Origin of the sequence: Pseudomonas sp. 10S4 (assembly GCF_034344865.1) — a bacterium.
Taxonomy (GTDB): Bacteria; Pseudomonadota; Gammaproteobacteria; order Pseudomonadales; family Pseudomonadaceae; genus Aquipseudomonas.
In genome coordinates this window covers 4,926,294-4,950,266 of the sequence record NZ_CP133774.1, presented here as the reverse complement: position 1 = coordinate 4,950,266, position 23,973 = coordinate 4,926,294, and the positions used below count along the sequence as shown (strand labels likewise).

Below are 23,973 nucleotides of genomic sequence, written 5' to 3'. Positions count from 1 at the left end.
CCCGTTTCAAACTTAAGCAGTCGGAGGCAAGAATAACCGCCATTGACGGGTTTTGCATGACCTGCATCTACCATCAGCGACAACACTGCCCTGTGGCGAACTGCTTCCTTGTGGCGAGGGAGCTTGCTCCCGCTGGGTCGCGAAGCGGCGCCCTGCATTCTTCCAATGGTACCGAGCCGCCTGGAACTACGACTGCTTCGCAGCCGAGCGGGAGCAAGCTCCCTCGCCACAAGATCAATCAGCCTGTGGCCTGTTGCTCGCCACGGTGAATGTCGATCATGAAGCGCTCCGCCGGCAGCGGATGCCCCAGCAAGTAACCCTGCAGCGAATCGCAACCCAGTTTGGTCAGGAAGTCCTGCTGCACGCCGGTCTCGACCCCTTCCGCGACAATCCGTAAACCCAGCGCCTGACCGAGCGCAACGATCGCCGAAACGATGGCAGCGTCATCGCTGTCGTGCTCCAGATCGCGAACAAACCCACGGTCGATTTTCAGTTCGTTGGCCGGCAGGCGCTTGAGGTACATCAAGCTCGAATAGCCGGTGCCGAAGTCGTCGATGGACAGGTCGACGCCCATTTCCGACAACTCCCGAAGCACGGTCATGCTCGCGTCGGCGTCACTCATGGCGGTGGTTTCAGTGATTTCCAGAGTCAGGCTATTGGCTGGCAAATGGTGCATGGCCAAGGCTTTGGCCACGCTCTGGACCAAGCCTGCGTGGCAGAACTGCAACGCCGACAGATTCACCGCTATGCGCCAGTCGGTGTAGCCGAGCACGTACCATTCGCGCATCTGCCGGCAGGCTTCGTTCAGCACCCACTCGCCGATGGGAATGATCAACCCGGTCTTTTCCGCCAGCTCTATGAACTTGTCCGGCAACAGCATGCCCTGGGTCGGATGCTCCCAGCGCAGCAAGGCTTCGGCGCCCACCGGGCGACCATTGCTGGCGTCGAATTTGGGTTGGTAATAAAGGCTGAACTGTTGCTGTTCCAGGGCCGCGCGCAGGTCTTGCAGCAGTTGCAGTTGTTTGCGGGCGTTGCTGTTCATCGAGGCGTCGAAGAAGCTGTAGCCGTTTTTGCCCGCGCCCTTGGCGTGGTACATCGCGGCGTCGGCATTCATCAGCAGTTCTTGTGCGGTCTGGCCGTTGCCCGGGTAGAGCGCGATGCCGACGCTGGCGGAAATCTGCAGGTCATGTTCGGCCACCCGGAACGAGCGCGCGATCAAGCCGACCTGACGAGCCGCCAGGCTCAGTGCATCGTTTGGCTCGCTCAGACGCACCAGCAAGACGAACTCGTCACCGCCAATCCGCGCCAGGGTGTCCTGGCTGCGCAAGTCTTCGCGCAGTCGCAAACCGACCTCACGCAACAACTGGTCGCCCATGTGGTGGCCGAAGGCATCGTTGACCGGTTTGAAGCCGTCCAGATCGATGAACATCAGCGCAAAACAACCGCCCTGCTCCTGTACCTTCGACATGGCTAACTCAATGCGGTCTGCCAACAACGTGCGGTTCGGCAGGCCGGTCAGGGTGTCGTGCAAGGCCAGTTGGGTGAGTTCGCGGTTGGCTTCGGTCAGCGAGTGAGCGAGGTCAGCGGTGCGCGTTTCCAGGCGGGCATCGAGAATCGAGGTCAGCAAGGCAATGCTCAACACCGCGAGAGTGGTGATCAACACCAGGTTGTCGAGGCCCTTGCCGCTCAACCCACTGAGGGCTGCTCCGCAGAAGCTGCCGTCCGGGAACCGCGCTGCCGCCATGCCGGTGTAGTGCATGCCGACAATGGCAAAACCCATGATCACCGCAGCGCCGCCACGGATCAGGCCCACGTATGGCGTGTGCTGGCGCAGGCGGAAGGCAATCCACAACGCCGCCGCCGAGGCCCCGATGGCAATCAGCAGCGAGGCGCTGAACAAGGTCGGGTCGTAATCGATGCCTGGCTGCATGAGCATGGCCGCCATGCCGGTGTAATGCATGGCGCTGATCCCGCTGCCCATGACCAGCGCGCCAAAGGCCAGTTGCCAGGCCGGCAGCTTCGGCTGACTGACCAGCCACAAGGCAAAGCCGCAGGACAGGATGGCGATGACCAGCGAGAGCACGGTGATGCCGAGGTCGTAGCCCAGATCAATCGGCAATTTGAACGCGAGCATGCCGATGAAATGCATCGACCAGACGCCAATGCCCATGGCGACCGCCCCGCCTGCGGTCCACAGGTGGACGGCCAGGCCTTTGGTGGTGGCAATCCGACCGGTGAGGTCCAGGGCGGTATACGAGGCGAGAATCGCCACGCACAGCGAGATGAAGACCAGCGTGGGGGAATAAGTGCCGATGAGCATGATAATTCTCGTGACCGCCCCTCCGTACTGCGTCCGTTCTCGGGGGCAAAGTCGGCGATTGTACTGATTGCGCGGAAGAACGCACTGACAAAATAATCAAATGGCCATCAAGCCGATGGGGCGCTTGTTTGACGTCAAAAAATGGTTATTTCAACACCGTCATTGTGGCGAGGGAGCTTGCTCCCGTTGGGTCGCGAAACGGCCCCGTTTTGTCTCTGAGGTATACCGAGTTAGCCGGACTACGACTGCTTCGCAGCCGAACGGGAGCAAGCTCCCTCGCCACAAATCGCGCCGATCCACAAAAGTTGCGTTATTCCTTGTCACTCACCTGCAATTGCCCATCCCAACCGCCACCCAACGCCGCAATCAACTGCACGCTGGCAATCAATCGGCTCTGCAACACGGTCAATACGCTTTGTTCATTGCTCAACGCGGTGGCTTGAACCACGACCACGTCCAAGTAGGCAATCAACCCGGCCTTGTACTGGTTCTGGGTCAGGCGCAAGGAGTCGCGCGCCGCGTCCAGGGCTTCCTGGCGCACGGTCGCTTCGTTTTCATAAACCTTGAGCTGCACCAGGTAGTTCTCCACCTCGCGGAAGCCGTCGAGCACGGTCTGGCGGTACTTGGCCACGGTTTCATCGTAGAGCGCTTCGTTGCGATCAACTTCTGCCGAGCGCGCGCCACCGTCAAACAGTGGCAACGTCACTTTCGGCCCCACCGACCAGAAGCGGTTCGGCAAGCTGAACAGGTTGCTGGACGTACTGCTGCTGTAACCGCCACTGAGGCTCAGGCTCAAATCCGGGTAGTAAGCGGCTTTCGCCACACCGATGTTGGCGTTGGCGGCAATCACCGAGCGCTCGGCGGAAGCGATGTCCGGGCGGCGTTCAAGTAGCTGCGACGGCAGGCTCAGGGGAATCTGCGGCAGTTTCGGGATGTCCTCGGTTTCCGCCAGATTGAACTCGGCCGGCGCCTGGCCGATCAGTACGGCGATGGCGTTTTCGAACTGGGCACGTTGCCAGATCAGGTCCACCAGGTTGGCCTGGGTGGTTTTGAGCTGAGTCTGGGCCTGGGCCACCGCATCACGCCCGGACACGCCGGCGCGGTACTGGTTCTGGGTCATTTGCAGCGAACGCTCGTACGCCGTGACTGTTGATTCCAGAAGGCGCTTCTGCTGATCGATCACCCGTAACTGCAAATAGTTCTGCACCAGCTCCGACTGCTGGCTCAGGCGCATGGCCGCGAGGTCGGCGAAGCTTGCTTCGGCCGTGGCCTCGTTGGCCTCCAGCCCGCGACGCAGTTTGCCCCAGACGTCCGCTTCCCAACTGACGCCCAACTGAGCGTTGTAGGTGTCGCGAATACCGCTGGCGGAACTGCTCAGGCTGGAACTGCTGCTGCCGGCGCCCTGACTGGAGCGGGTTTTGCCCGCGCTCAAGTCAACCGTTGGGTAAAACGCGGCACGGGCAGTGCTGACCAAGGCCTGGGACTGCCGATACCGGGCTTCGGCCTGGGCGACGGTCTGGTTGGAGTTGTTGAGTTTCTCGATCAGGCCGTTGAGCTGCTGATCGCCGTACAACTCCCACCAGGCGCCACGGGCCAGGGAATCGCTGGGATTGGCCTGACGCCAGCCCTCGGCTTGCTTGTACTGCGCCGGTTCCGCGGTTGGTGGGCGCTGGTAGTCCGGGCCGACGGCGCAAGCGCTGAGCATGGCCACACACAGCGCCAGGCTCAACAAACGCGAGCCACGGGCCATGGCGATTGGTGCAGCCAGAGTGATAAGCGAACGGTCAGTCATAGCGGAGTTTCCAGAGCTGCATCGGTACGTACCCCACGCCATTTGTTGAAACCATGGCGCAGTTTGTCGAGATAGAGGTAAACCACCGGGGTGGTGTAAAGCGTCAGCACCTGGCTGAAAATCAGCCCGCCGATGATAGTCAGGCCCAGCGGCTGACGCATTTCCGCGCCTTCGGCACGGCTGAGCAGCAACGGCAGTGCACCGAGGATCGCCGCCAGGGTGGTCATCAGAATGGGCCGCAGACGTTGCAGGCAGGCACTGCGAATCGAATCCAGCGGACTCATGCCCTGATGCCGCTCCAGTTGCAACGCGAGGTCGATCATCAGAATGGCGTTTTTCTTCACCACCCCGATCAACAGGAACAGCCCCAACAACGAGATCAGGCTGAACTCCCCGCCCAACGCATAGATCGACAGCAACGCACCGACCCCAGCCGACGGCAGCGTCGACAGAATCGTCAGCGGGTGAATGTAACTTTCATACAGCACGCCCAACACCAGATACACCGCCACCAGCGCGCCGAGAATCATGAATGGCTGGGTCTTCTGGGTGGCGGCGAAAGCGTCGGCGGTCCCGGCCATTTTCACGATCACGTCTTCCGGCATGCCGAGCTTGGCAATCGCCCGCTCGATAGCCGCGGTGCCCTGCTCCACTGTCACGCCTTCGGCCATGTCGAAGGAGATGCTTTCGGAAGCGAACTGGCCTTCGTGGCTGACCCGGTCGTCTTCCAGGCTATTTTCGTAGTGAGCGATGGTCGACAGGGGAATGCGCGCGCCGGTAGAAGTGATCACTTGGACTTGCTTGAGGGTGATCGGATCCTGGGCGTATATCGGATTGACCTCCATCACTACCTGATACTGGTTGAGGCTGTCGTAGATTGTCGAAATCTGTCGCTGGGCATAGGCGTTGTTCAATACCGCCGTGACCATGTCCATGTCGACTCCCAGGCGTTTGGCCTGGTCGCGGTCGACAATCAGCGTCACCTGTTGCGCGCCACGACCTTCGCGGGCGTCAATCGCCGTCAACTCCGGCAAGGCCCGCAGCGCGGTGACGACTTTCGGGTACCACTCGCGCAACGAGCCCAGGTCGGCGCTTTGAATGATGTAGGAGTACTGCGAGGTGGTCTGTTCACGACCGCCACCAAATTGCAGGTCCTGGTCAGCCATCAGCATCAGCTGAGCGCCGGCGACCTTGGGCATTTCCTTGCGCAGACGTTCGATGACCTTTTGCGCAGAAATATTGCGCGCCTTGATCGGCTTCAAGCGCACCAGCATGAAGGCGTTATTCGTGCCGTTGGTGCCGCCGATGAAACCGGCCACGCTTTGCACCGCATCGTCCTTGAGCACGGCGCGTCGGAAGGTCTCCATCTTCGGCTGCATCACGCTGAACGACAGCCCGTCGTCGCCACGGACGAATCCGATCAGTTGACCGGTGTCCTGTTGCGGCATGAAGGTTTTCGGCACCACTACGTACAACGCGACGTTGACACCCACGGTGATGAGCAGGCTGAGCAATGTCAGGCGCCGGTGACGCAGCACCCAGTCGAGGCTGGTGGCGTATTTGGCGACCAGCCATTCATTGACGCGCTGGCTCCAGCGTTGCAGACGGTTTTCCTGACCCGGTGTGTGCGGCTTGAGCCAACGCGCGCAGAGCATTGGCGTCAGGGTCAACGACACGATCAGCGACACCACGATGGACGCCGCCAGGGTAATGGAAAATTCGCGAAACAGGCTTTCGATGATCCCGCCCATAAACAGGATCGACAGGAACACCGCCACCAGCGAGACGTTCATCGACAACAAGGTGAAGCCGACTTCCTGGGCGCCGAGGTACGCCGCTTTCATCGGCGGCACGCCTTCGTCGATGTGCCGGGAAATGTTCTCCAGCACCACGATGGCATCGTCCACCACCAGCCCGGTAGCCAGGATCAGCGCCATCAGCGACAGGTTGTTCAGGGAAAATCCGTACAGGTACATCACCGCAAAAGTACCGACCAGCGACACCGGCACCGCCAGCGTCGGAATCAGCGAGGCACGGAAGTTACCGAGAAACAGGTACACCACCAGAATCACCAGCGCCACGGCGATCAGCAGGGTCATTTCCGCTTCGTGCAACGTTGCCTTGATCACCGGCGACCGGTCCATCGCCAGGTTCAGTTTGACGCTGGCCGGCAACACCGCCTGCAACGCCGGCAACTGCGCCTTGATCTCGTTGACCGTCTCGATGATGTTGGCGCCGGCCTGGCGGTTGATCACCAGCAGCACCGCCGCATCATTGTTGAAGAAGCCGCTGTTGTAGCGGTCCTCGACGCCATCGCTGACCTTGGCCACATCCTTCAGGCGCAGGGCCGCGCCGTTGTTGTAGTGGATGATCAGCGATTCGTAATCCTTGGCCTTTTCCAGTTGATCATTGGCCTGGACCTGCCACAAACGCTGGTCATCTTCGACCGAGCCTTTCGGGCGGCGCACGTTGGCGTTGGCGATGGTATTGCGCACATCGTCCAGCGCCACGCCGTACTGGTTCAGCGCCTGGGGTTCGAGCTCGATGCGCACCGCTGGCAAGGAGCTGCCGCCGATCTGCACTTCACCTACGCCCTGCACCTGGGACAAGCTCTGGGACAGAATGGTCGAGGCCAGGTCGTAGAGCTGACCTTTCTCCAACACGTCCGAGGTCAGCGACAACACCATGATCGGTGCTTGCGAGGGGTTGACCTTCTTGTAGGTCGGCATGCTGCGCATCCCGCTCGGCAGCAGGTTGCGCGAGGCGTTGATCGCCGCTTGCACTTCCCGCGCCGCGCCGTTGATGTCGCGGTCCATGTCGAACTGCAAAATCACCCGGGTCGAGCCCTGGCTGGAACGGCTGCTCATGGTGTTGACCCCGGCGATGGAGCCGAAGGAGCGCTCAAGCGGAGTGGCCACGGTCGACGCCATCACTTCCGGGCTCGCACCCGCCAGACTGGCCTGAACCACGATCACCGGGAAGTCCATCTGCGGCAACGGCGCCACCGGCAACAGGCCGAAACTGACACCGCCCAGCAGCATGATCGCCAGGCTCAGCAACATGGTCGCGACCGGGCGCTTGATGAAAGGTCCGGACAGGTTCATGGCTGTTCTACCGCGTCCACGGCTGCAGACTTATGGCCCCAGCGCCGACCGAGACGGTCGAAATACAGGTAGATCACCGGGGTGGTGAACAGCGTCAGCACTTGGCTCACCAGCAAACCACCGACCATCACCAGACCCAACGGCTGACGCAGCTCTGCACCGGAACCGGTGGCCAGCATCAACGGCACCGCGCCGAACAATGCGGCCAGGGTAGTCATCAGAATCGGCCGGAAACGCAGCAGTGCCGCCTGGTAAATCGCCTGCTCCGGCGCCATGCCCTGATTGCGCTCAGCGTCGAGGGCAAAGTCGATCATCATGATCGCGTTCTTCTTCACGATACCGATCAGCAGGATGATGCCGATGATCGCGATCATCCCCAGGTCATTGCCGGTCAGCAGCAACGCCAGCAAGGCGCCGACCGCCGCCGAGGGCAAGGTCGAGAGGATGGTAATCGGGTGAATGTAACTTTCGTACAGCACGCCGAGCACGATGTACATGGTCACCACCGCCGCCAGGATCAGCAGCAAGGTGCTCGACAGCGACGCCTGGAATGCTTCGGCCGCGCCCTGGAACTGGGTCTGCACGCCGATCGGCATGCCGATGTCCTTCTGCACCTGATCGATGATCTCCACCGCATGCCCCAGCGCCACGCCGGGGGCCAGGTTGAACGACATCATCACCGCCGGGAACTGGCCGATGTGAGTGATCGCCAATTGCGTCTGACGTTGCTCGACATGCGCCAGGCTGGACAGGCGCACCTGGCCACCCGAAGTGGTCTTGACGTGAATCTGGTTCAGCGCGTCCGGGCCGATTTTCTCGCCAGACTGCGATTGCAGCACCACGCGGTACTGGCTGGCCTGGGTGTAGATGGTCGAAATCTGCCGCTGGCCGAAAGCGTCGTACAGCGCATCGGTGATGTTTTGCACCGACACCCCGACCCGGGACGCCGCATCGCGGTCGATCACCAGGTACACCTGCAAGCCCTTGTCCTGCAAATCGCTGGCGACGTCGGTCAGCTCCGGCCGATGGGCCAGGGCTTCCACCAGGCGTCCGCTCCACAGGCTGAGCAATTCGGCGTCCGGGGACGACATGCTGAACTGGTACTGCGTACGGCTGACCCGGTCTTCAATGGTCAGGTCCTGCACCGGCTGCATGAACAGGCGAATGCCGATCAGCTTGTCCACTTCCGGTTGCAGGCGAGCAATGATTTTCGTGGCGCTAAGGTCCCGCGCACTGTGGGGTTTGAGGTTGATCAACATGCGACCGCTGTTGAGCGTCGAGTTGTCCCCGTCCACACCAATGTAGGACGACAGGCTTTCCACTGCCGGGTCGGCTAGGATCACTTTGGCCAGCTCTTGCTGACGTTCGCTCATCGCGGCAAAGGAAATCGACTGCGGCGCCTCGGAAATGCCCTGGATCACCCCGGTGTCCTGCACCGGGAAGAAGCCTTTGGGCACGATCATGTAAAGGAATACGGTCAGGCCCAGGGTGGCGATGGCCACCATCAAGGTCAGCGGCTGGTGCTTGAGCACCCACTGCAACTTGCGCCCGTAAGCAGCGATCATCCAGTCGATGGTCGCGCCGCTGGCCCGGTAGAAACGGCCCTGCTCTTCTTCCTTGGGCTCACGTTTGAGCAGCCGCGCGCACATCATCGGCGTCAGGGTCAGCGACACGACCAGGGAAATCAGGATCGCCACCGCCAGGGTGATGGCGAATTCCCGGAACAGACGCCCCACCACGTCGGCCATAAACAGCAGCGGGATCAGTACCGCAATCAGCGACAGGGTCAGGGAAACCAGGGTGAAGCCGATCTGCTTGGCGCCCTTGAGCGCCGCATTCAGTGGGCTGTCGCCCTCTTCGATAAATCGGGAAATGTTCTCCAGCATGACGATCGCATCGTCCACCACGAAACCGGTGGCGATGGTCAGGGCCATCAAGGTCAGGTTGTTGACCGAGAAACCCGCGAGGTACATCACGCCGAAGGTGCCGATCAACGACAGTGGCACGGCGACCGAAGGAATGATCGTCGCGCTGGCCCGGCGCAGGAACAGGAACGTCACCATGACGACCAATGCGATGGCGATCAGCAGTTCGTGTTGTACGTCGGTAACGGAGGCGCGGATGGTCTGGGTACGGTCGGTCAGAACGGTGACTTGCAAGCCGGCCGGCAGGTTGTCGGTAATGCTCGGCAGCAAGGCCTTGATCCGGTCGACCACCTCAATAACGTTGGCACCGGGCTGGCGCTGGATGTTCAGCAACACGGCCTGGTTTTCGTTGGCCCATGCCGCCAGTCGTTCGTTTTCAGCGCCGTCGACGATTTCCGCCACGTCCTTGAGCCGCAACGGCGCGCCATTGGCGTAAGCAAGGATCAGGTTGGCGTAATCCTTGGGCGACGTCAGTTGATCGTTTGCGTCGAGCATCGACACCCGGGTCGGGCCGTCGAAGTTGCCTTTGGGCTGGTTGACGTTGGACGCGCCGACCAAGGTGCGCACGTCCGACAGGTTCAAGCCATTGGCCGCCAGGGCCTCGGGGTTGACCTTGATCCGCACCGCCTGACGCTGGCCGCCGGCGATGCTGACCATGGCGACGCCGCTGATCTGGGCGATTTTCTGCGCCATGCGCGTATCGACCAAATCATTGAGTTTGGGCAACAGCATGGTCTTGGAGGTGATGGCCAGGGTCAGCACCGGGGTGTCCGCCGGGTTGACCTTGTTGTAGACCGGCGGTGCCGGCAGGTCCTTGGGCAGCAAGTTGGTCGCGGCCTTGATCGCGGCCTGCACCTGCTTGCTCGGCGACGTCCATGTTGATGTCGAGGCTGAAACGCAGGGTCAGCACCGAAGCGCCGCCCGAACTGGTGGACGCCATTTGGGTCAGGCCGGGCATTTGCCCGAACTGACGCTCAAGCGGCGCGGTCACCGCACTGGTCATCACATCCGGGCTGGCGCCGGGGTAGAGCGTCATGACGCGGATGGTCGGGTAGTCGACCTGGGGCAATGCCGACACTGGCAACAAACGATAAGCGATGATGCCGGCCAGAATAATGGCCAGCATGCTCAGGGTCGTGGCGACCGGGCGAAGGATGAACAGCCGCGAGATGTTCATGCGCCCTTCTTCGCCTTGTCGTTGGCGGTCGCGTCAGGGGTCTTGGCCGCCGATTTGCCTTGCAGGTGTTCGGTCGGGGTGGTCGGTACATCCTGGGTGTCATTGACCACTTCCACTTCGCTGCCTTCCTTCAGGCGGTCGGTGCCTTCCAGGACCACGCGATCACCGACGGCCAGACCCTCGGTGATGACGGTGTTGTTGCCGTCACTCGGGCCGACTTTCAACTGACGGATCGTGACCTTCTTGTCCCCATCCATGGCATAGACGAAGGTGCCGTTGGTACCGAACTGAATCGCCGCCGACGGTGCGAGCGTCACGTCTTTGAGGGTGTCGGCCAACAGGTGGACGTTGACGAACTGGTTGGGGAACAACGCTTGATCGCGGTTCTCGTAGCGCGCCTTGAATTTCAGGGTGCCAGTGGTGACGTCGATTTGGTTGTCGAGGCTCTGCAACACGCCGCTGGCCTGCAATTTCATATCGCCACGGTCCCAGGCTTCCACCGGAAGTTTGGCACCGGTGTGATAGCGGGCCAGTACGGTGTCGAGGCTGTTTTCCGGCAGGGTGAAAACCACGCTGATCGGTTGGGTCTGGGTGATGATGGCCAGTGCGGTGGTGTCATTGGCGGCGACAAGGTTGCCAACGTCCAGTTGACGCAAGCCGACACGCCCGGTGATCGGTGCGCGGATCTTGGTGAATTCGAGATTGAGCTTGGCGTCGTTGACCGCTGCCTGGTTGGTCTTGACCGTGCCCAGGTATTGGCCGACCAGCGCTTCGGCGGTGTCCAGGGTCTGCTTGGCGATACTGTCTTCTTTAAACAGGCCGCGATAACGCTCGACATCGACCTGGGCGTTTTTCAGTTGCGCCTGATTCTGTAGCAAAGTGCCTTCAGCCTGGAGCAAAGCATTCTGGTAAGGACGCGGGTCGATCTCGGCCAACAAGTCGCCGGCCTTGACCATCTGCCCTTCCTCGAACGCAACCTTCATCAACTCTCCGGCCACCCGGCTGCGCACATTGATGGTGTTGAGCGCCGTGACCGTGCCCAGCGCCTTGTAGTACAGCGGGAAATCACCCTTGACCGCCGGCGCCACGCGCACCGGAATCGGGCCGCTCGCCCCGCCAAACCCCGGACGCATCCCTCCAGCCTTGCCTGTATGCCCTGCGGCGGCTCTCGGCTTTTCGCCCGCTTTGTGATCAGTGCCGGCAGGCCAGAATTTCCAGCACACACCCGCGACGATCAACAGGACAAGCAGGCCGAACAGCCAGCGACGGGGACTACGGGAGGAGGATTGCATTGAATGATCAACCATGGGCGCGGGGGCTTCTTCTACGGGAGGCTGAACGATAAGCACTGGCGAGCATTAAGCAAAGCGGCTTTACCGGCTATTTACCTTTGGCTTACGTAACAGGATGTTTGTCCAAGGGACTGAAACACAAATGAAAACGGCCTGGCGAGTGCCAGGCCGTTAACAATTGTAAAGCCGGTTACTTCAGAACAGCGAGTGCCGCTTCGTAGTTAGGCTCTTCTGCAATTTCTTTAACGAGTTCGCTGTGCAGCACGTTGTCGTTTTCGTCCAGTACCACGACGGCACGGGCGGTCAGGCCTTTGAGTGGGCCGTCAGCAATGGCCACGCCGTAGTTTTCGATGAACTCGGCGCCACGCAGGGTCGACAGGTTCTGAACGTTTTCCAGGCCTTCAGCGCCGCAGAAGCGTGCCTGGGCGAACGGCAGGTCAGCAGAGATGCACAGCACGACGGTGTTGGCGACATCATTTGCCTGGGCGTTGAACTTGCGAACCGAAGTCGCGCAGGTCGGGGTGTCGACGCTTGGGAAGATGTTCAGCACTTTGCGCTTGCCGGCGAAGCTCGCCAGGGTCACGTCGGACAGATTGCCGGCAACCAGGGAAAAGGCTGGTGCCTTGGAACCGGCTTGTGGCAGTTGGCCGTTGACTTGAACCGGGTTGCCTTTAAGAGTGACTTGAGCCATGAACGGAGTCCTTCTGGAAGTGTTGTTGAAAATCTGAAGAGGCCGAAGTTAACCACGAAATTGTCCGACGACCTATGCCCAGATACAAATTGTGAAGTGTCGTAGGTGAAATTGGATACAACTCGCACAAACGACACAAAACCAGCGGGAGCGAGCTTGCTCGCGATAGCGGTCTAGCATTCAGCACATTGGGTGACTGTCAGTCCGTCATCGCGAGCAAGCTCGCTCCCACAGGGATTGCGTACAGGCTGATTCAGGCGAGCAACCGCAGCATATTGCGATGCCGCGCCTCGAAAATCCGCCGCATGTAGCCGTTGACCAGCAACCATTCCAACGGTGCGCCGCCGATGGCCGCATACGTCACCCGGTCGGTGTACAGCGTACCGCCCTCGCCCGCCGCCACTCGATGTTCATGACGAAAGGCAGCCATCGGCCCCTTGAGCATTTCATCGATGAAATGCGTTTCGCCGACCTCACGAATCACCACCGTCCAGTTCGACGGGATGACGTTGAACATCCAGTGCCGAAAGCGGAACTGGCGCCCGGCCTCGATACGCAGATTGCTCAGGTCGATATCGCCCAGCGGCGTGACGCGTTCGGGGAAGATTTTCGGGAAGTTGACGCCTTCGAGGCAGAAATCCAGGACTTGGTCAGGCGTGCGGTCGGGGATCAGGGTGGTGAGTTGCAGAACGGGCATGATTGACAGGCATTCCATTGGCCAGGAAACGCGCAGCCTACCACCGCGCTCAACCCCGACACATCCCCCGGTAGGAGCTGCCGAAGGCTGCGATCTTTTGATCTTCGTCTTTAAAAGCAAAATCAAAAGATCGCAGCCTTCGGCAGCTCCGACACGGGTATCGGTGTGCTGCTAAATTTTGTGGGCGGTGTTGTCGATTCAGCAGACGGCCATTCGACTAGGTAGCGAATCACTCACTTCCAGCGGAGATAAAACCATGCGATTCATGATCATTGTGAAAGCCAGCCAGGATTCCGAGGCCGGTGTGATGCCTTCCGAGGAACTGATGACCGCGATGGGCAATTACAACGAGGAACTGTCCAAGGCCGGGATTCTGCTCGACTGCGACGGTTTGCAACCCAGTAGCAAAGGCGCTCGCGTGCGGTTCTCGGGCGAAAAACGTACGGTCATTGATGGGCCGTTCGCCGAAACCAAAGAGCTGATCGGCGGCTTTTGGATATGGCAGGTGAAATCAAAAGAGGAAGCGATCGAGTGGGTCAAACGCTGTCCGAACCCAATGCCTGGGAGAGAGTCCGAGATCGAGATTCGCCAGATATTTGAGGCCGAGGACTTTGGTGCCGAGTTCACACCTGAGTTGCGCGAGCAGGAAGAGCGAGTGCGGGCGCAGGGGAAAAAGAACTGAATAGGGCCGGCGCGGCGCGCTCAATACCCGTTGTAATTGAGGGTGTTTAACGCTCTGTTTAAATGGCGTGTCAGAAGGTTTCCGCGAGGCTACATCGTCTTGCGCCTTTGCCTACAACTACGCCAGAATCCGCCGGCTTGTGCGTCTGGGGGCTGCTCGGTAACTTTGTCCGCATCACTGATGGTCAGTGATCGGGTTTAGTAGCCCGGAAGGTTTGAACCGTTGCACAAGTGTCATTCAGTCAGGCAATTCGCCTGTACTTGATGGTGGCTGTGCGCATGGCGTCCTCGGGCGCGCCGGTTTCATTCCTTCCCGGTCTACTAACTTGCGCACAGCTGCCACCCTTTCGTTTAGTAGCGAAACGGTTGCAGCCCTACTTAGGAAGGAATGCAATTATGTTCAAGGCAACACCTAATCCTCCGGACACAGATCCGGTCCCGCACGACCCGGCCCTCGACGCCAAAAAACTCAAAGAGGCCGCCGACCGCGCGCTCAATTTCTACCTCAACCCCGGGGCCCTGAAAAACCCTATCCCACCGCGAAAACCCAGCACCCTCTTCAACATCTACCCCGATGCCGACCAGGAAACCCTGCTGGCCCACGCCTGCGAATCGATGGCGTCGGCGAGTGTCATGCTCAGTAACTTCGCCGGACTGATGGAGGGGACCGCATCGCAACACCCTGATGGGCATTCAACAGGTCGTCATGTTGGGTGAACTGGCGGTGAATCGGATGCTGGATAACTTCGAATTGCCTAAATAGGTGATCCCCCTTGTGGGAGCGGGCTTGCTCGCGAAAGCGGCGTACCAGTCGATAGAAATGTTGCCTGACACGGCGCCTTCGCGAGCAAGCTCGCTCCCACATTTGATCTTCTACGGGCACAGTATTTGTGCCCGTCGCACGCCCCCATCCCCCCGAAAAGCCTAACTCCCTCCTAAACTCCCGCCCCCAACCCACTGATTCAATTTAACTTTCCAGTACACAAAAATAACGAGAACGCGTACGCAAAACGAAGGAATTAACCCTTTCGGCTGGCTAACTTGTGGTTAGCTGCTAGCTTCAACTGATGTGTCCTACAGGCTTGATCGGAAAGAGATTACACAGTAACGGCCAAACATATGGCCGGGTTCGTCCACTGAGCCATCAAGGAACTGGGGAATCATGTCGAAAAATCCAGGAGCGCACGCCCTTTTGCTGGTGTCACTCATGGCGTCTGCCACTTGTGCTCAGGCGGATAACGCAGAGGAAGCCAACAAGAGTAACAACCCGCTGAGCCTGGCGCCCGGCGCCAACCTGCAGGATTACTACACGCCCAGGCTCTACGACACCAATGTTCATACCAATGACGCATTGCTGCGTGGCACCCTGCCGGTAGCGCCCAACGATTTCATCGGCGTGCCGCAATTGCTGCGCGCGACTCTGCCGATCAGCACCCGACCCGACCCGCAGAACGGTTACAGCACCGGTATCGGCGACCTGAACCTGTTCGATATTTTCCTGCTCAAGACCGACGGCATCCAGTTGGGCATCGGCCCGCAGATCACCGCGCCCACCGCCGAGCAAGATGAGTTGGGCACCGGCAAGTGGCAGGCCGGCCTGGCCGCCGTCGCCATCGATTCGTCACCCCGCGGCCTATTGGGTGCGCTGGTTCAGTATCAGAGTTCGTTCGCCGGTGACCGTGACCGCGCCCACGTCGAAACCGCGACGATGCAGCCCTTCATCATGCATAACCTGGAAAAAGGCTGGTACCTGCGCTCCACCGGCACCTGGACCTTCGACCTGAAAAACGACACCCATTACATCCCCATCGGCTTGGGTGGTGGCAAGGTCTGGAAGTCCGGCACCAACATCCTCAACGCCTTTGTAGAACCCCAGTGGACCGTGGAACGCAAAGGCGATGGCCTGCCGCAGTTCACGCTGTTCGCCGGGATCAATGTCACGGTTGGCAAATAAGGACACTCATATGCATATTTCACTTCGTGCGGCAGGGTTCAGTGTGATGGCGATGTTCGCCAGTTGTGGTGTTGGCGCTCAAGCGCAGGCACAGGAAGTCGGGGTACAAACCCCGCCGGGTAAGCACTCGTTCAGCGACTCCCGGCTGTATGCGCCGACTGAAGCGTATGTCGACAAGAGCTGGAAACTGGATGACATCACCGTTGTGAAGTGATGCCCAAAGATCAATATCGGCCAGTCAAGGAATGGACCGGCGAGCGCATTACCTGTGGCGAGGGAGCTTGCTCCCGCTGGGTCGCGAAGCGGCCCCATAAAAGGGACTGCCGCGCAGTCCAGCGGGAGCAAGCTCCCTCGCCACAGGTTACTCATTGTTAGTTCTATCTCTGACTGACCGGCATTACTTGAAAAGGACACACCATGCAGTTTGAAAAAGCCCCACGCCTGATGCTTGCCAGTCTCTCGTTACTGCTCAGTTGCAGTGCCTGGGCGGATTTCAGCGCCACGCCGCAAGAAGCCCGCGGCATCGCCAAGGAAGCCTATCTGTATGGCTTCCCGGTAGTGGAGATGTACAAGACCCTCTACACCCAAGCCGTGGACAAGGGCGGGCCGAATTTCAAGGCGCCGTTCAACAAGATCGGTAACACCACCAAAGTGTTCTCGCCCGCAGACACTGCATTTGTCACCCCCAACTCTGACACGCCCTACTCCTTCGTCTGGATGGACCTGCGGACTGAGCCCGTGGTGCTGACCCTGCCGCCGATTGCAGAAAACCGTTACTACTCGGTGCAGTTGATCGACCTCTACACGCAAAACTTTGCGTACCTGGGCACTCGCAGCACCGGCAACAAGGGCGGCACGTTCATGATTGCCGGCCCGGACTGGCAAGGCCAGCAACCGGTGAACATCGATCGCCTGGTGCGCAGTGAAAGCAACATTGCCTACGCGCTGTATCGCACGCAGCTGTTCGACAATGCCGACCTTAACAAGGTCAAGCTGATCCAGAACGCCTACAAGGTTCAAACCCTCAGCCAGTACCTCAAGCAACCGGCGCCACCTGCCGCGCCAAAAGTCGATTGGCCCAAACCCACGGCGACGATGAGCGACAGCCCGGAGCTGTTCCGCTACCTCAACTTCATGCTGAGTTTCGCCCCACCCCAGGACGTGGAAAAAGATCTGCTGGCACGCTTCGCCAAGATCGGCATCGTCGGTGGCCAGCCGTTCAAAGTCAGCGACTTGAGCGCCGAACAACGCAAGGCGCTGGACGACGGCATCGCCGACGGCAAGGCCGAGTTCGCCCAGTTCAAAAAGGACAAAATCGACACACACCAAGTCACCAGCGGCGACTTCTTCGGCACCCGCGATCACCTGAATGGCAACTACCTGTATCGCTACGTCGGCGCCAATGTCGGGATCTTCGGCAACTCCGCCGAAGAGGCGAATTACATCGGCTACTTCGTCGACAACCAGGGCAAACCACTCAACGGAGCCCGCCACAGCTACACCCTGCACTTCAACAAGGACGAGCTGCCGCCGGCCGACGCCTTCTGGTCGCTGACCCTGTACGACGGCAAGACCAAGTTGCTGGTGGCCAACCACACGAAGCGCTACCTGATCAATTCGCGGATGTTGCCCAAGCTCAAGCGCGATGCTGACGGCGGGCTGACCCTGTATGTGCAGCATTCCGAGCCGGTGGACGGCAAGAAAAGCAACTGGCTGCCGGCACCGCACGGGCCGTTCTACACCGTGCTGCGCCTGTACCTGCCTAAACCGGAAGTGGTGAACGGTCAGTGGAAGATCCCGCTGCTGACGCCGATTGGTCAATAAGTCGTAAACCGTCATTCAGAACATTGCAGGAGCAAAAAGATGCGTTTGAAGACATCAAAAAAGGAATGACGGCACTGACGCTGGCCATGACCCCGCTGTTGAGCCAGGCCGACAACGCCCGCGACTGGCAGAACCTGCCGACTGACCTGAACATGGTTTTCGGCTATTACAACCGCATCAACACCAACACCCCGATCGGCCCGGCGCTGACCAAGGAAGAGTTCGCCATCCGGCAAAGCTGCATCGAGCGTCAAAGCGCGCCTTCAACGGCCAACGCACTCGGACCACGGAAGTCGCAATGTCGAAGCATAAAAATAAAGCAGTAAACACAAACCTTGATTCGCCACCGACCTTGATTAACCGTTACCTGTTTCCCGTCACCATCGGCGTCTTGCTGCTGGCTGTCGCGGGAATCGGCTGGTTTCTTTTCAACAGCAGCACACCCGCCCCGCTCAAGCCTGTAGCGGTCAGCGCGCCTGTCGTGCAACCGGCCAAACCGGTAGTGGCTGCGACCCCGGCGACGATGGTTGATGAGCAACAATGCCAGGGCTGCCACACCGAGCAGGTCAAGGATTGGCAAGGCTCCCATCACCAATTGGCGATGCAACCCGCCACCGCCGACACGATGCTGGGGGACTTTAAAAACGTCACCTTCAAGGCGGAAAAAGAGACCACTGTGTTCTCGCACAAAGGTGACGAGTTCTGGGTCAACACACCTGGGATCGACGGCAAGAATGCCGATTTCAAAGTCGCCTACACCTTCGGCATCGCGCCGCTTCAGCAATACCTGATCGAAGTCGGCGAAGGCCGGTTGCAAGCCCTCGGCGTGGCCTGGGATACCGAGAAGCAGCGCTGGTTTCATCTCTATCCGGGGCAAGGGGTGAACTTCAAGAACCCGCTGCACTGGAGCAAGCCGAGCCAGAACGCCAACTTCATGTGTGTCGAGTGCCACACCACTGGCTACAACCGAAATTTCGATGCCGTAAAAAACACCTTTGAGAGTCACTGGAACAGCCTTGGCGTTGGCTGCCAGGCGTGCCACGGCCCAGCGTCCAATCACCTGGAATGGACGGCGAAAAAACCGACTTGATCCACGCCGGTTTTGCCGTCGACCTCAAGGACAAAAACGCCACTGTCGAGATCGAAACCTGCGCCCGCTGCCACTCGCGTCGCGCACCGCTGGGCGATGGCTACACCGTCGGCAAACGGCTGATGGACGACTACTTGCCGAGCACCCTGACCCGCGAGCTGTATGCGTTGGACGGAAAGATCAAGGACGAAGTGTTCGAGCACGGCTCCTTCGCCCAAAGCAAAATGTTCGACAAAGGTGTGCGTTGCAGCAACTGCCACAACCCCCACAGCACCGAACTCAAGGCGCCGGGCAACGGCGTATGCCTGCAATGCCACAACACCGCCGGCAAAACTGCGGTGGAAGGCGTCGACGGCAAGGGCCTGCAAGCGAAGAACTACGACTCCATCGAACACACCCGCCACACCATGGGCCAGCCGGGTTCGCAGTGTGTGGATTGCCATATGCCGGGCAAGTTCTACATGGGCAACGACTTCCGGCATGACCACAGCTTCAGCATTCCCAACCCCGAGCGCGCTAAAAAACTTGGCACGCCGGACGCCTGCCTGACCTGTCACCAGGGCAAGGCCGGGGACAAGGTCACCGAGCAATTCAAGCTGTGGAACACCGCTTCGGCGTCTGCTGTTCAGGCACCGCGTTATGACGAAAGTTTGTGGCTGATCCGCAACGGCCAACCCGGCGCGGCGCAAGCCTTGTACGAGCAATTGCAGCGCAGCAACCTGCCGGCGATTCAACGGGCGACGTTGCTGGCCGAGTTGCCGCTGTACCCGAGCGAGCAAGCGCTGAAACTGGCGACCCAGGACTTGAGCAACCTGGCGCCACAGGTGCGTGAAAGCGCGGTGCGGGCGATCAGTGCGTTCCTCCAGCCACCGGAGCGTGCGCCGCTACTGACGCCATTGCTTGTTGACCCGGTGAAGGCTGTGCGGATTGTCGCGGCCCGGGACCTGCTCAGCGTGGCCCGCAACGGTTTGGGCAGCGCCCAGGCCAACTGGGAAGCGGCGATCGCCGAATACGAAGACGTGCAAAAAGCCTGGCGGAACGCGCCGAGGCCAACCTCAACCTGGCCATGCTCTATCAGGGCATTGGACGTACGGCGGACGTCGAGCCGCTGCTGCGTATGGCCCTGAAACGTGACCCGGACTTCTACCCGGCGCTGGTAACCCTGGTGCAGTGGCTGGAAGCCAACGGGCGCGGCCCGGAGGCGCAAGCGCTGCTGGAGCAGAGCGTCAAGGAGCACCCGGACGCCGCGCTGTTGCTGCACACCCAGGGCTTGTCGCTGATTCGTGCCGGTAAAACCGCGCAAGCGATGCCGCTGTTACGCAAAGCCGCCGCGCTGGAGCCCCAGAGCGCGCAGTACGGTTATGTATTGGCGGTGGCGCTGCATGACAGCGGCAAGGTTGATGAAGCGTGCGAAGAGCTGGAGCGGTTGTTGAAAGTTCAGCCGGCCAACCGTAATGCGCGGTTGTCGTTGATCCAGTATTACTTGGAGAACGGCAAGGAACCGAAGGCCCAAGTGCTGCTGCAGGGCTGGAAGAAGATGAACATGGGCGATCCGGCGTTGAAATGATTGGGGGCTGATCTTGAGGCCTCTGTGGCGAGGGGCTTGCCCCCGTTCGGCGGCGAAGCCGTCGTAAAACCGGCGAATGCGGTAAGTCTGTAGAATCGCGTCGACAGGTTTTAGGGCTGCTGCGCAGCCCAACGGGGCAAGCCCCTCGCCACAGGTTATGTGTTGACCTGTTAGAGCATCACCACGTTGAACCACTCTTAGCCGCCAATACCCGCCGACTATTGGCCCGCATCGCCTTGATCAGCGACACCGTCCCCACCAGCAGAATCGCCGCGCCAAACAGAAAGTCGATGTTGTACAGCTGGAAATCCTGCAACGGCCCCACCAGCAGCATCCTTACCGCACCAACCCCCACCAGCGTGGCCAGAAAGTCGATACCCGGCTCGTCGCGATAAAACACGTGCATCAGCGGCAAGCAAAGCACCAGCAGCATCAGCAAAACAATCACCTTGAACGAACCCTTACGCTCAACGCTGAACGCGCATTCGTTGGGCGCGTAAGCCTTGTAATCCTCATCACGCACCATCGAGTTTTTCTCGTTGATGTACTCGACGCGGTTGTACTTCTGGATTGGCGTGAAGGTGTTCGACATCTCCATCAGCGTGGTGATGTGACGGAAGCGCAGGTCGATGCGCTCGTTGCCCTTGAGGTAATAGAGCACCGGTTTGTAACCGTAGCGGTAGGTGTCGAAAGGAAACTCGGTAGCCCGCCCCTGCACGCCAATCGGTCGTGATTCGAGTTCGACGTAGGCACTTTTGTTGTCCGAGGCGAGGTTGCGGCTCAGGGGTTTAATCCGGACCTGTTCGAGGAAGATCGGCGTGGCGCCGTAGGACCATTGCAACGGTTCCAGGCGCAAACGCAGTTCGTTGCGGCCCAGGTCGTAGCGGTTGAAAGTGCGCTCGGACACGATGATCGAGCCGCCGAGCATAAACTCACCGCGCAGGTTGTTGGTGATGCGCAGGGTCAGTTGATCCTTGCCCAGCGACAACGCATCGGCAGACGGTGGTGTGCCGCACCAGGCGGTGCTGTCGTAGGCGCCGCCCAACTGCCCGCCACGGTTTTCCTGGAACACGTAGAAGTAACCGCCCCAGAGGGTCAACATCAGTAAAAATGCCGTCAGCCCTAAAATCTTCTTGCCGAAGCTCACAACGTCAGACTCCCTTCTTGATTTCGTCCATGCAGCCAAAAAACCGCTGAGTGCGGCGGACTCTACCAAAATGCCAGTACCGGCCCCAAGTAAAAATACCTATTCACTGAAGATCAATGTGGCGAGGGAGCTTGCTCCCGCTCGGCTGCGCAGCAGTCGTCAATCCAGCGGACGCGGTACAACTGGATAAATGCAGGGGCCGCTTCGCGACCCAGCGGGAGCAAGCTCCCTCGCCACAAAATCCCACAGGCCTTAAGTTGCGTGGTGATATTCAGCGGCGTCTGAACAACGGTCGCGGCTCAATCACCGAACGCCCATACGACACGCTCATCCCCGCCAACCCTTTCAGCGCATCTTCAGCGGACTTGTCCCCGCGCACTGCAAAGCTGTCGAACCCGCACTGGCGCATGTGGCTCAGTTGATCGCGCAGCACGTCGCCAATTGCGCGCAATTCACCGGTCCAGCCCAGTCGAGTACGCAACAGGTACGCCTGGCTGTAGCCGCGACCATCACGAAAACTCGGGAAATCCACGGCGATCATTGGCAGTAACCTGGCCCATGGTTTCAGGCTTTCGACCTCATCATCCGGCCCCAGCCACACAGCATCGCGTGCTGGATTGTGTTCGAAGCGCCGCGTCAACCATCCGGCCAAAGGCAACACTAACGGGCCTGTCGGCAAGTCACCCTCGAGCGTACGCACCAGCGTCCACGGATCGTTCGTCACGATCCGCGCTAGTCCCTCCTCCAGCCGCAACAGATTGTTCATACCGACGCCTCCAGCACTTTCGGGTAGATCCGTTCCTTGAACGGCTCCAGACCAATGCGCTGTACCGTATCGACGAACAGTTCCTCGCTTTCGCGGTAACGGACGAAGGTAGCGATGATCCGCTCAATTACGTCGGGTACTTCGGCCGCACTGAACGATGGGCCGATGACTTTGCCCAGCGCGCTGTTCCTGCCTTGGGCACCGCCGAGGGTGATCTGGTACCACTCGCTGCCGTTCTTATCGACGCCCAGAATGCCGATGTTGCCGATGTGGTGGTGGCCGCAGGCGTTCATGCAGCCGGAGATGTTGAGGCTGATGTCGCCCAGGTCGTGAAGATAATCGAGGTCTTCGAATCGACCCTGAATCGCTTGGGCAATCGGGATCGATTTGGCGTTGGCCAGCGCGCAAAAATCGCCACCGGGGCAGGCGATGATGTCGGTCAGCAAACCGATATTTGCGCAGCCCAGCCCCTGATCGCAGGCCAGGCACCACAACGCATACAGGTCAGCCTTGGTCACGTCCGGCAGCACGATGTTCTGCTCGTGGGCGATGCGAATCTCGCCGAAACCAAACTGCTCAGACCAGTCGGCCACAGCGTCCATCTGCTCGGCAGTCACGTCTCCTGGCGGTGAGGCGATGCCCGGTTTGGTCGAGAGCACGACGCTGACGTAACCCGGCACTTTGTGCGGCTGCACGTTGCGCGCGACCCAACGGGCGAAGGCCGGGTTCTGCGTCAGGCGCGTGCCGAAATCCAGGTTGGTGCCCGCCAGCGCTTGATAAACCGGCGGGACGAAGGCACTGGCAACGCGTTCATACTCGACGTCGGTCAACTGCGCGGGGCCGTCCTTGAGGTGTTGCCACTCTTCTTCCACTTCCTTGGCGAAGGCTTCGATGCCCAGCGCTTTCACCAGAATCTTGATCCGCGCCTTGTACTTGTTGTCCCGCCGGCCGTGACGGTTGTAGACCCGCAGCACCGCTTCGACGTAGGACAGCAAGTGCTGCCACGGCAGGCCTTCGCGAATCTGCAAACCAAGGATCGGCGTGCGCCCCAGGCCGCCGCCAACGATCACTCGCAGCAGCATTTGCCCATCGCTGCCGGGGTAAAGGTAGAGGCCGATGTCATGCATCATGATCGCCGCGCGATCCTGCTTGGCCGAGCAGATGGCGATCTTGAATTTGCGTGGCAGGAAGAGGAACTCCGGGTTGATGGTCGACCACTGCCGCAGGATTTCCGCCAGGGGGCGCGGGTCGATCAGTTCGTCCGCCGCGACCTCCGGCGAACGCTTCGGTGGTGATGTTGCGCACGCAGTTGCCGGAAGTCTGGATCGCGTGCATTTCCACTTGGGCCAGGCGTTCGAGGATATCCGGCACCTGGGCCAGTTCGATCCAGTTGAACTGCATGTTCTGCCGGGTGGTGAAATGGCCGTAGCCACGATCGTAGTCCCGGGCGATGCTCGCCAGCGTGCGCATTTGTCCGGCGCCGAGGGTGCCGTAGGGTATTGCCACCCGCAGCATGTAGGCGTGCTTTTGCATGTAGAGGCCGTTTTGCAAGCGCAGCGGCAGGAACTCCTCTTCGCTCAGTTCACCCACCATGAAGCGCTCGACCTGATCGCGAAACTGCGCGACCCGTTCAAACACCAGCGCCCGGTCATAGTCGTCGTACTGATACATGTGGCTACCTCATCAGGGTTGATCGGGCTCGGTGGCTAATGCCAGTCACCACAATCTCTGTGGGAGCGAGCTTGCTCGCGATAGCTGACTGACAGACAACACATGTGCTGAATGAACAGCCGCCATCGCGAGCAAGCTCGCTCCCACAAGGTTTGCGTCAACACTGAATGGCATCAGGCTCTGCGGCTCGTTTTCTAGGTGGCGACTATGGACCTACGGCGCAGCGCGTTACAGACCCACCTGAAACCTAAAAAACCGTATCAGAGCACGGCAGA

Annotated in this window: 12 protein-coding genes and 5 pseudogenes; 7 read left to right on the top strand and 10 right to left on the bottom strand. The window is 60.0% G+C overall.

Annotated features, from left to right (window positions below; translation table 11 throughout):
* Window positions 1-238 precede the first annotated feature (238 nt).
* The 7 genes and pseudogenes from RHM58_RS23350 to RHM58_RS23320 all read right to left on the bottom strand — a co-directional run bounded on the left by RHM58_RS23350 (window position 239) and on the right by RHM58_RS23320 (window position 12,998).
* Complete coding sequence (locus RHM58_RS23350) at window positions 239-2,320, bottom strand: putative bifunctional diguanylate cyclase/phosphodiesterase (protein WP_201257276.1); 2,082 nt, start codon at window positions 2,318-2,320, stop codon at window positions 239-241.
* 310 nt (window positions 2,321-2,630) lie between these two features.
* Window positions 2,631-4,112, bottom strand: coding sequence for an efflux transporter outer membrane subunit (locus RHM58_RS23345; RefSeq protein WP_201257275.1), 1,482 nt, complete (start codon window positions 4,110-4,112; stop codon window positions 2,631-2,633).
* The gene (locus RHM58_RS23340) at window positions 4,109-7,216 is read right to left on the bottom strand and encodes an efflux RND transporter permease subunit (RefSeq protein ID WP_322268314.1); all 3,108 of its coding nucleotides are present in this window, start codon (window positions 7,214-7,216) and stop codon (window positions 4,109-4,111) included. Before RHM58_RS23340 ends, RHM58_RS23345 begins: the two co-directional genes overlap by 4 nt.
* Window positions 7,213-10,318, bottom strand: a pseudogene (locus tag RHM58_RS23335) (MdtB/MuxB family multidrug efflux RND transporter permease subunit). The gene RHM58_RS23340 and the pseudogene RHM58_RS23335 overlap by 4 nt, the downstream one beginning before the upstream one ends.
* Window positions 10,315-11,625 (bottom strand): MdtA/MuxA family multidrug efflux RND transporter periplasmic adaptor subunit, encoded by a 1,311-nt coding sequence (locus tag RHM58_RS23330; RefSeq protein WP_201204106.1) that lies wholly within the window; start codon window positions 11,623-11,625, stop codon window positions 10,315-10,317. The pseudogene RHM58_RS23335 and the gene RHM58_RS23330 overlap by 4 nt, the downstream one beginning before the upstream one ends.
* Before the next feature lie 175 nt (window positions 11,626-11,800).
* A complete protein-coding gene (gene tpx, locus RHM58_RS23325) occupies window positions 11,801-12,301 on the bottom strand; it encodes a thiol peroxidase (protein ID WP_008030203.1) in 501 nt (166 codons plus the stop codon).
* Window positions 12,302-12,554: 253 nt separating this feature from the next.
* Window positions 12,555-12,998, bottom strand: coding sequence for an SRPBCC family protein (locus tag RHM58_RS23320; protein ID WP_322268313.1), 444 nt, complete (start codon window positions 12,996-12,998; stop codon window positions 12,555-12,557).
* Window positions 12,999-13,254: 256 nt separating this feature from the next.
* On the opposite strand from RHM58_RS23320, the gene RHM58_RS23315 reads away from it, so the two are divergent.
* From RHM58_RS23315 to RHM58_RS23285, 7 genes and pseudogenes are all read left to right on the top strand, one after another.
* A complete protein-coding gene (locus RHM58_RS23315) occupies window positions 13,255-13,680 on the top strand; it encodes a YciI family protein (RefSeq protein ID WP_201257272.1) in 426 nt (141 codons plus the stop codon).
* 395 nt (window positions 13,681-14,075) lie between these two features.
* A pseudogene (locus RHM58_RS23310) lies at window positions 14,076-14,442 on the top strand (DUF6124 family protein).
* Window positions 14,443-14,841: 399 nt separating this feature from the next.
* A complete protein-coding gene (locus RHM58_RS23305; protein ID WP_322268312.1) occupies window positions 14,842-15,633 on the top strand; it encodes a hypothetical protein in 792 nt (263 codons plus the stop codon).
* A gap of 10 nt (window positions 15,634-15,643) precedes the next feature.
* Window positions 15,644-15,847 carry a hypothetical protein gene (locus RHM58_RS23300; protein ID WP_201257283.1) on the top strand — a complete coding sequence of 68 codons (204 nt, stop codon included), beginning with the start codon at window positions 15,644-15,646 and terminating at the stop codon, window positions 15,845-15,847.
* Between the two features lie 203 nt (window positions 15,848-16,050).
* Complete coding sequence (locus RHM58_RS23295) at window positions 16,051-17,457, top strand: DUF1254 domain-containing protein (RefSeq protein WP_201257269.1); 1,407 nt, start codon at window positions 16,051-16,053, stop codon at window positions 17,455-17,457.
* Between the two features lie 65 nt (window positions 17,458-17,522).
* Window positions 17,523-17,666, top strand: a pseudogene (locus RHM58_RS23290) (transporter); the annotation flags it as partial.
* 89 nt (window positions 17,667-17,755) lie between these two features.
* Window positions 17,756-20,114 (top strand): annotated as a pseudogene (locus tag RHM58_RS23285) (tetratricopeptide repeat protein).
* Window positions 20,115-20,292: 178 nt separating this feature from the next.
* Here the strand turns inward: RHM58_RS23285 and RHM58_RS23280 are convergent.
* The 3 genes and pseudogenes from RHM58_RS23280 to RHM58_RS23270 all read right to left on the bottom strand — a co-directional run bounded on the left by RHM58_RS23280 (window position 20,293) and on the right by RHM58_RS23270 (window position 23,698).
* Complete coding sequence (locus tag RHM58_RS23280; protein WP_201257267.1) at window positions 20,293-21,261, bottom strand: hypothetical protein; 969 nt, start codon at window positions 21,259-21,261, stop codon at window positions 20,293-20,295.
* A 271-nt stretch (window positions 21,262-21,532) separates the two neighbouring features.
* The gene (locus RHM58_RS23275; protein WP_322268311.1) at window positions 21,533-22,027 is read right to left on the bottom strand and encodes a DUF934 domain-containing protein; all 495 of its coding nucleotides are present in this window, start codon (window positions 22,025-22,027) and stop codon (window positions 21,533-21,535) included.
* A pseudogene (locus RHM58_RS23270) lies at window positions 22,024-23,698 on the bottom strand (nitrite/sulfite reductase). Before RHM58_RS23270 ends, RHM58_RS23275 begins: the two are co-directional and overlap by 4 nt.
* Window positions 23,699-23,973: the final 275 nt, after the last annotated feature.

Bases quoted from the DNA above. Each gene is read 5' to 3' on its own strand.
- RHM58_RS23350 (WP_201257276.1), bottom strand. From the start codon at position 2,320: ATGCTCATCGGCACTTATTCCCCCACGCTGGTCTTCATCTCGCTGTGC.
- RHM58_RS23345 (WP_201257275.1), bottom strand. From the start codon at position 4,112: ATGACTGACCGTTCGCTTATCACTCTGGCTGCACCAATCGCCATGGCC.
- RHM58_RS23340 (WP_322268314.1), bottom strand. From the start codon at position 7,216: ATGAACCTGTCCGGACCTTTCATCAAGCGCCCGGTCGCGACCATGTTG.
- RHM58_RS23330 (WP_201204106.1), bottom strand. From the start codon at position 11,625: ATGGTTGATCATTCAATGCAATCCTCCTCCCGTAGTCCCCGTCGCTGG.
- tpx (WP_008030203.1), bottom strand. From the start codon at position 12,301: ATGGCTCAAGTCACTCTTAAAGGCAACCCGGTTCAAGTCAACGGCCAA.
- RHM58_RS23320 (WP_322268313.1), bottom strand. From the start codon at position 12,998: ATGCCCGTTCTGCAACTCACCACCCTGATCCCCGACCGCACGCCTGAC.
- RHM58_RS23315 (WP_201257272.1), top strand. From the start codon at position 13,255: ATGCGATTCATGATCATTGTGAAAGCCAGCCAGGATTCCGAGGCCGGT.
- RHM58_RS23305 (WP_322268312.1), top strand. From the start codon at position 14,842: ATGTCGAAAAATCCAGGAGCGCACGCCCTTTTGCTGGTGTCACTCATG.
- RHM58_RS23300 (WP_201257283.1), top strand. From the start codon at position 15,644: ATGCATATTTCACTTCGTGCGGCAGGGTTCAGTGTGATGGCGATGTTC.
- RHM58_RS23295 (WP_201257269.1), top strand. From the start codon at position 16,051: ATGCAGTTTGAAAAAGCCCCACGCCTGATGCTTGCCAGTCTCTCGTTA.
- RHM58_RS23275 (WP_322268311.1), bottom strand. From the start codon at position 22,027: ATGAACAATCTGTTGCGGCTGGAGGAGGGACTAGCGCGGATCGTGACG.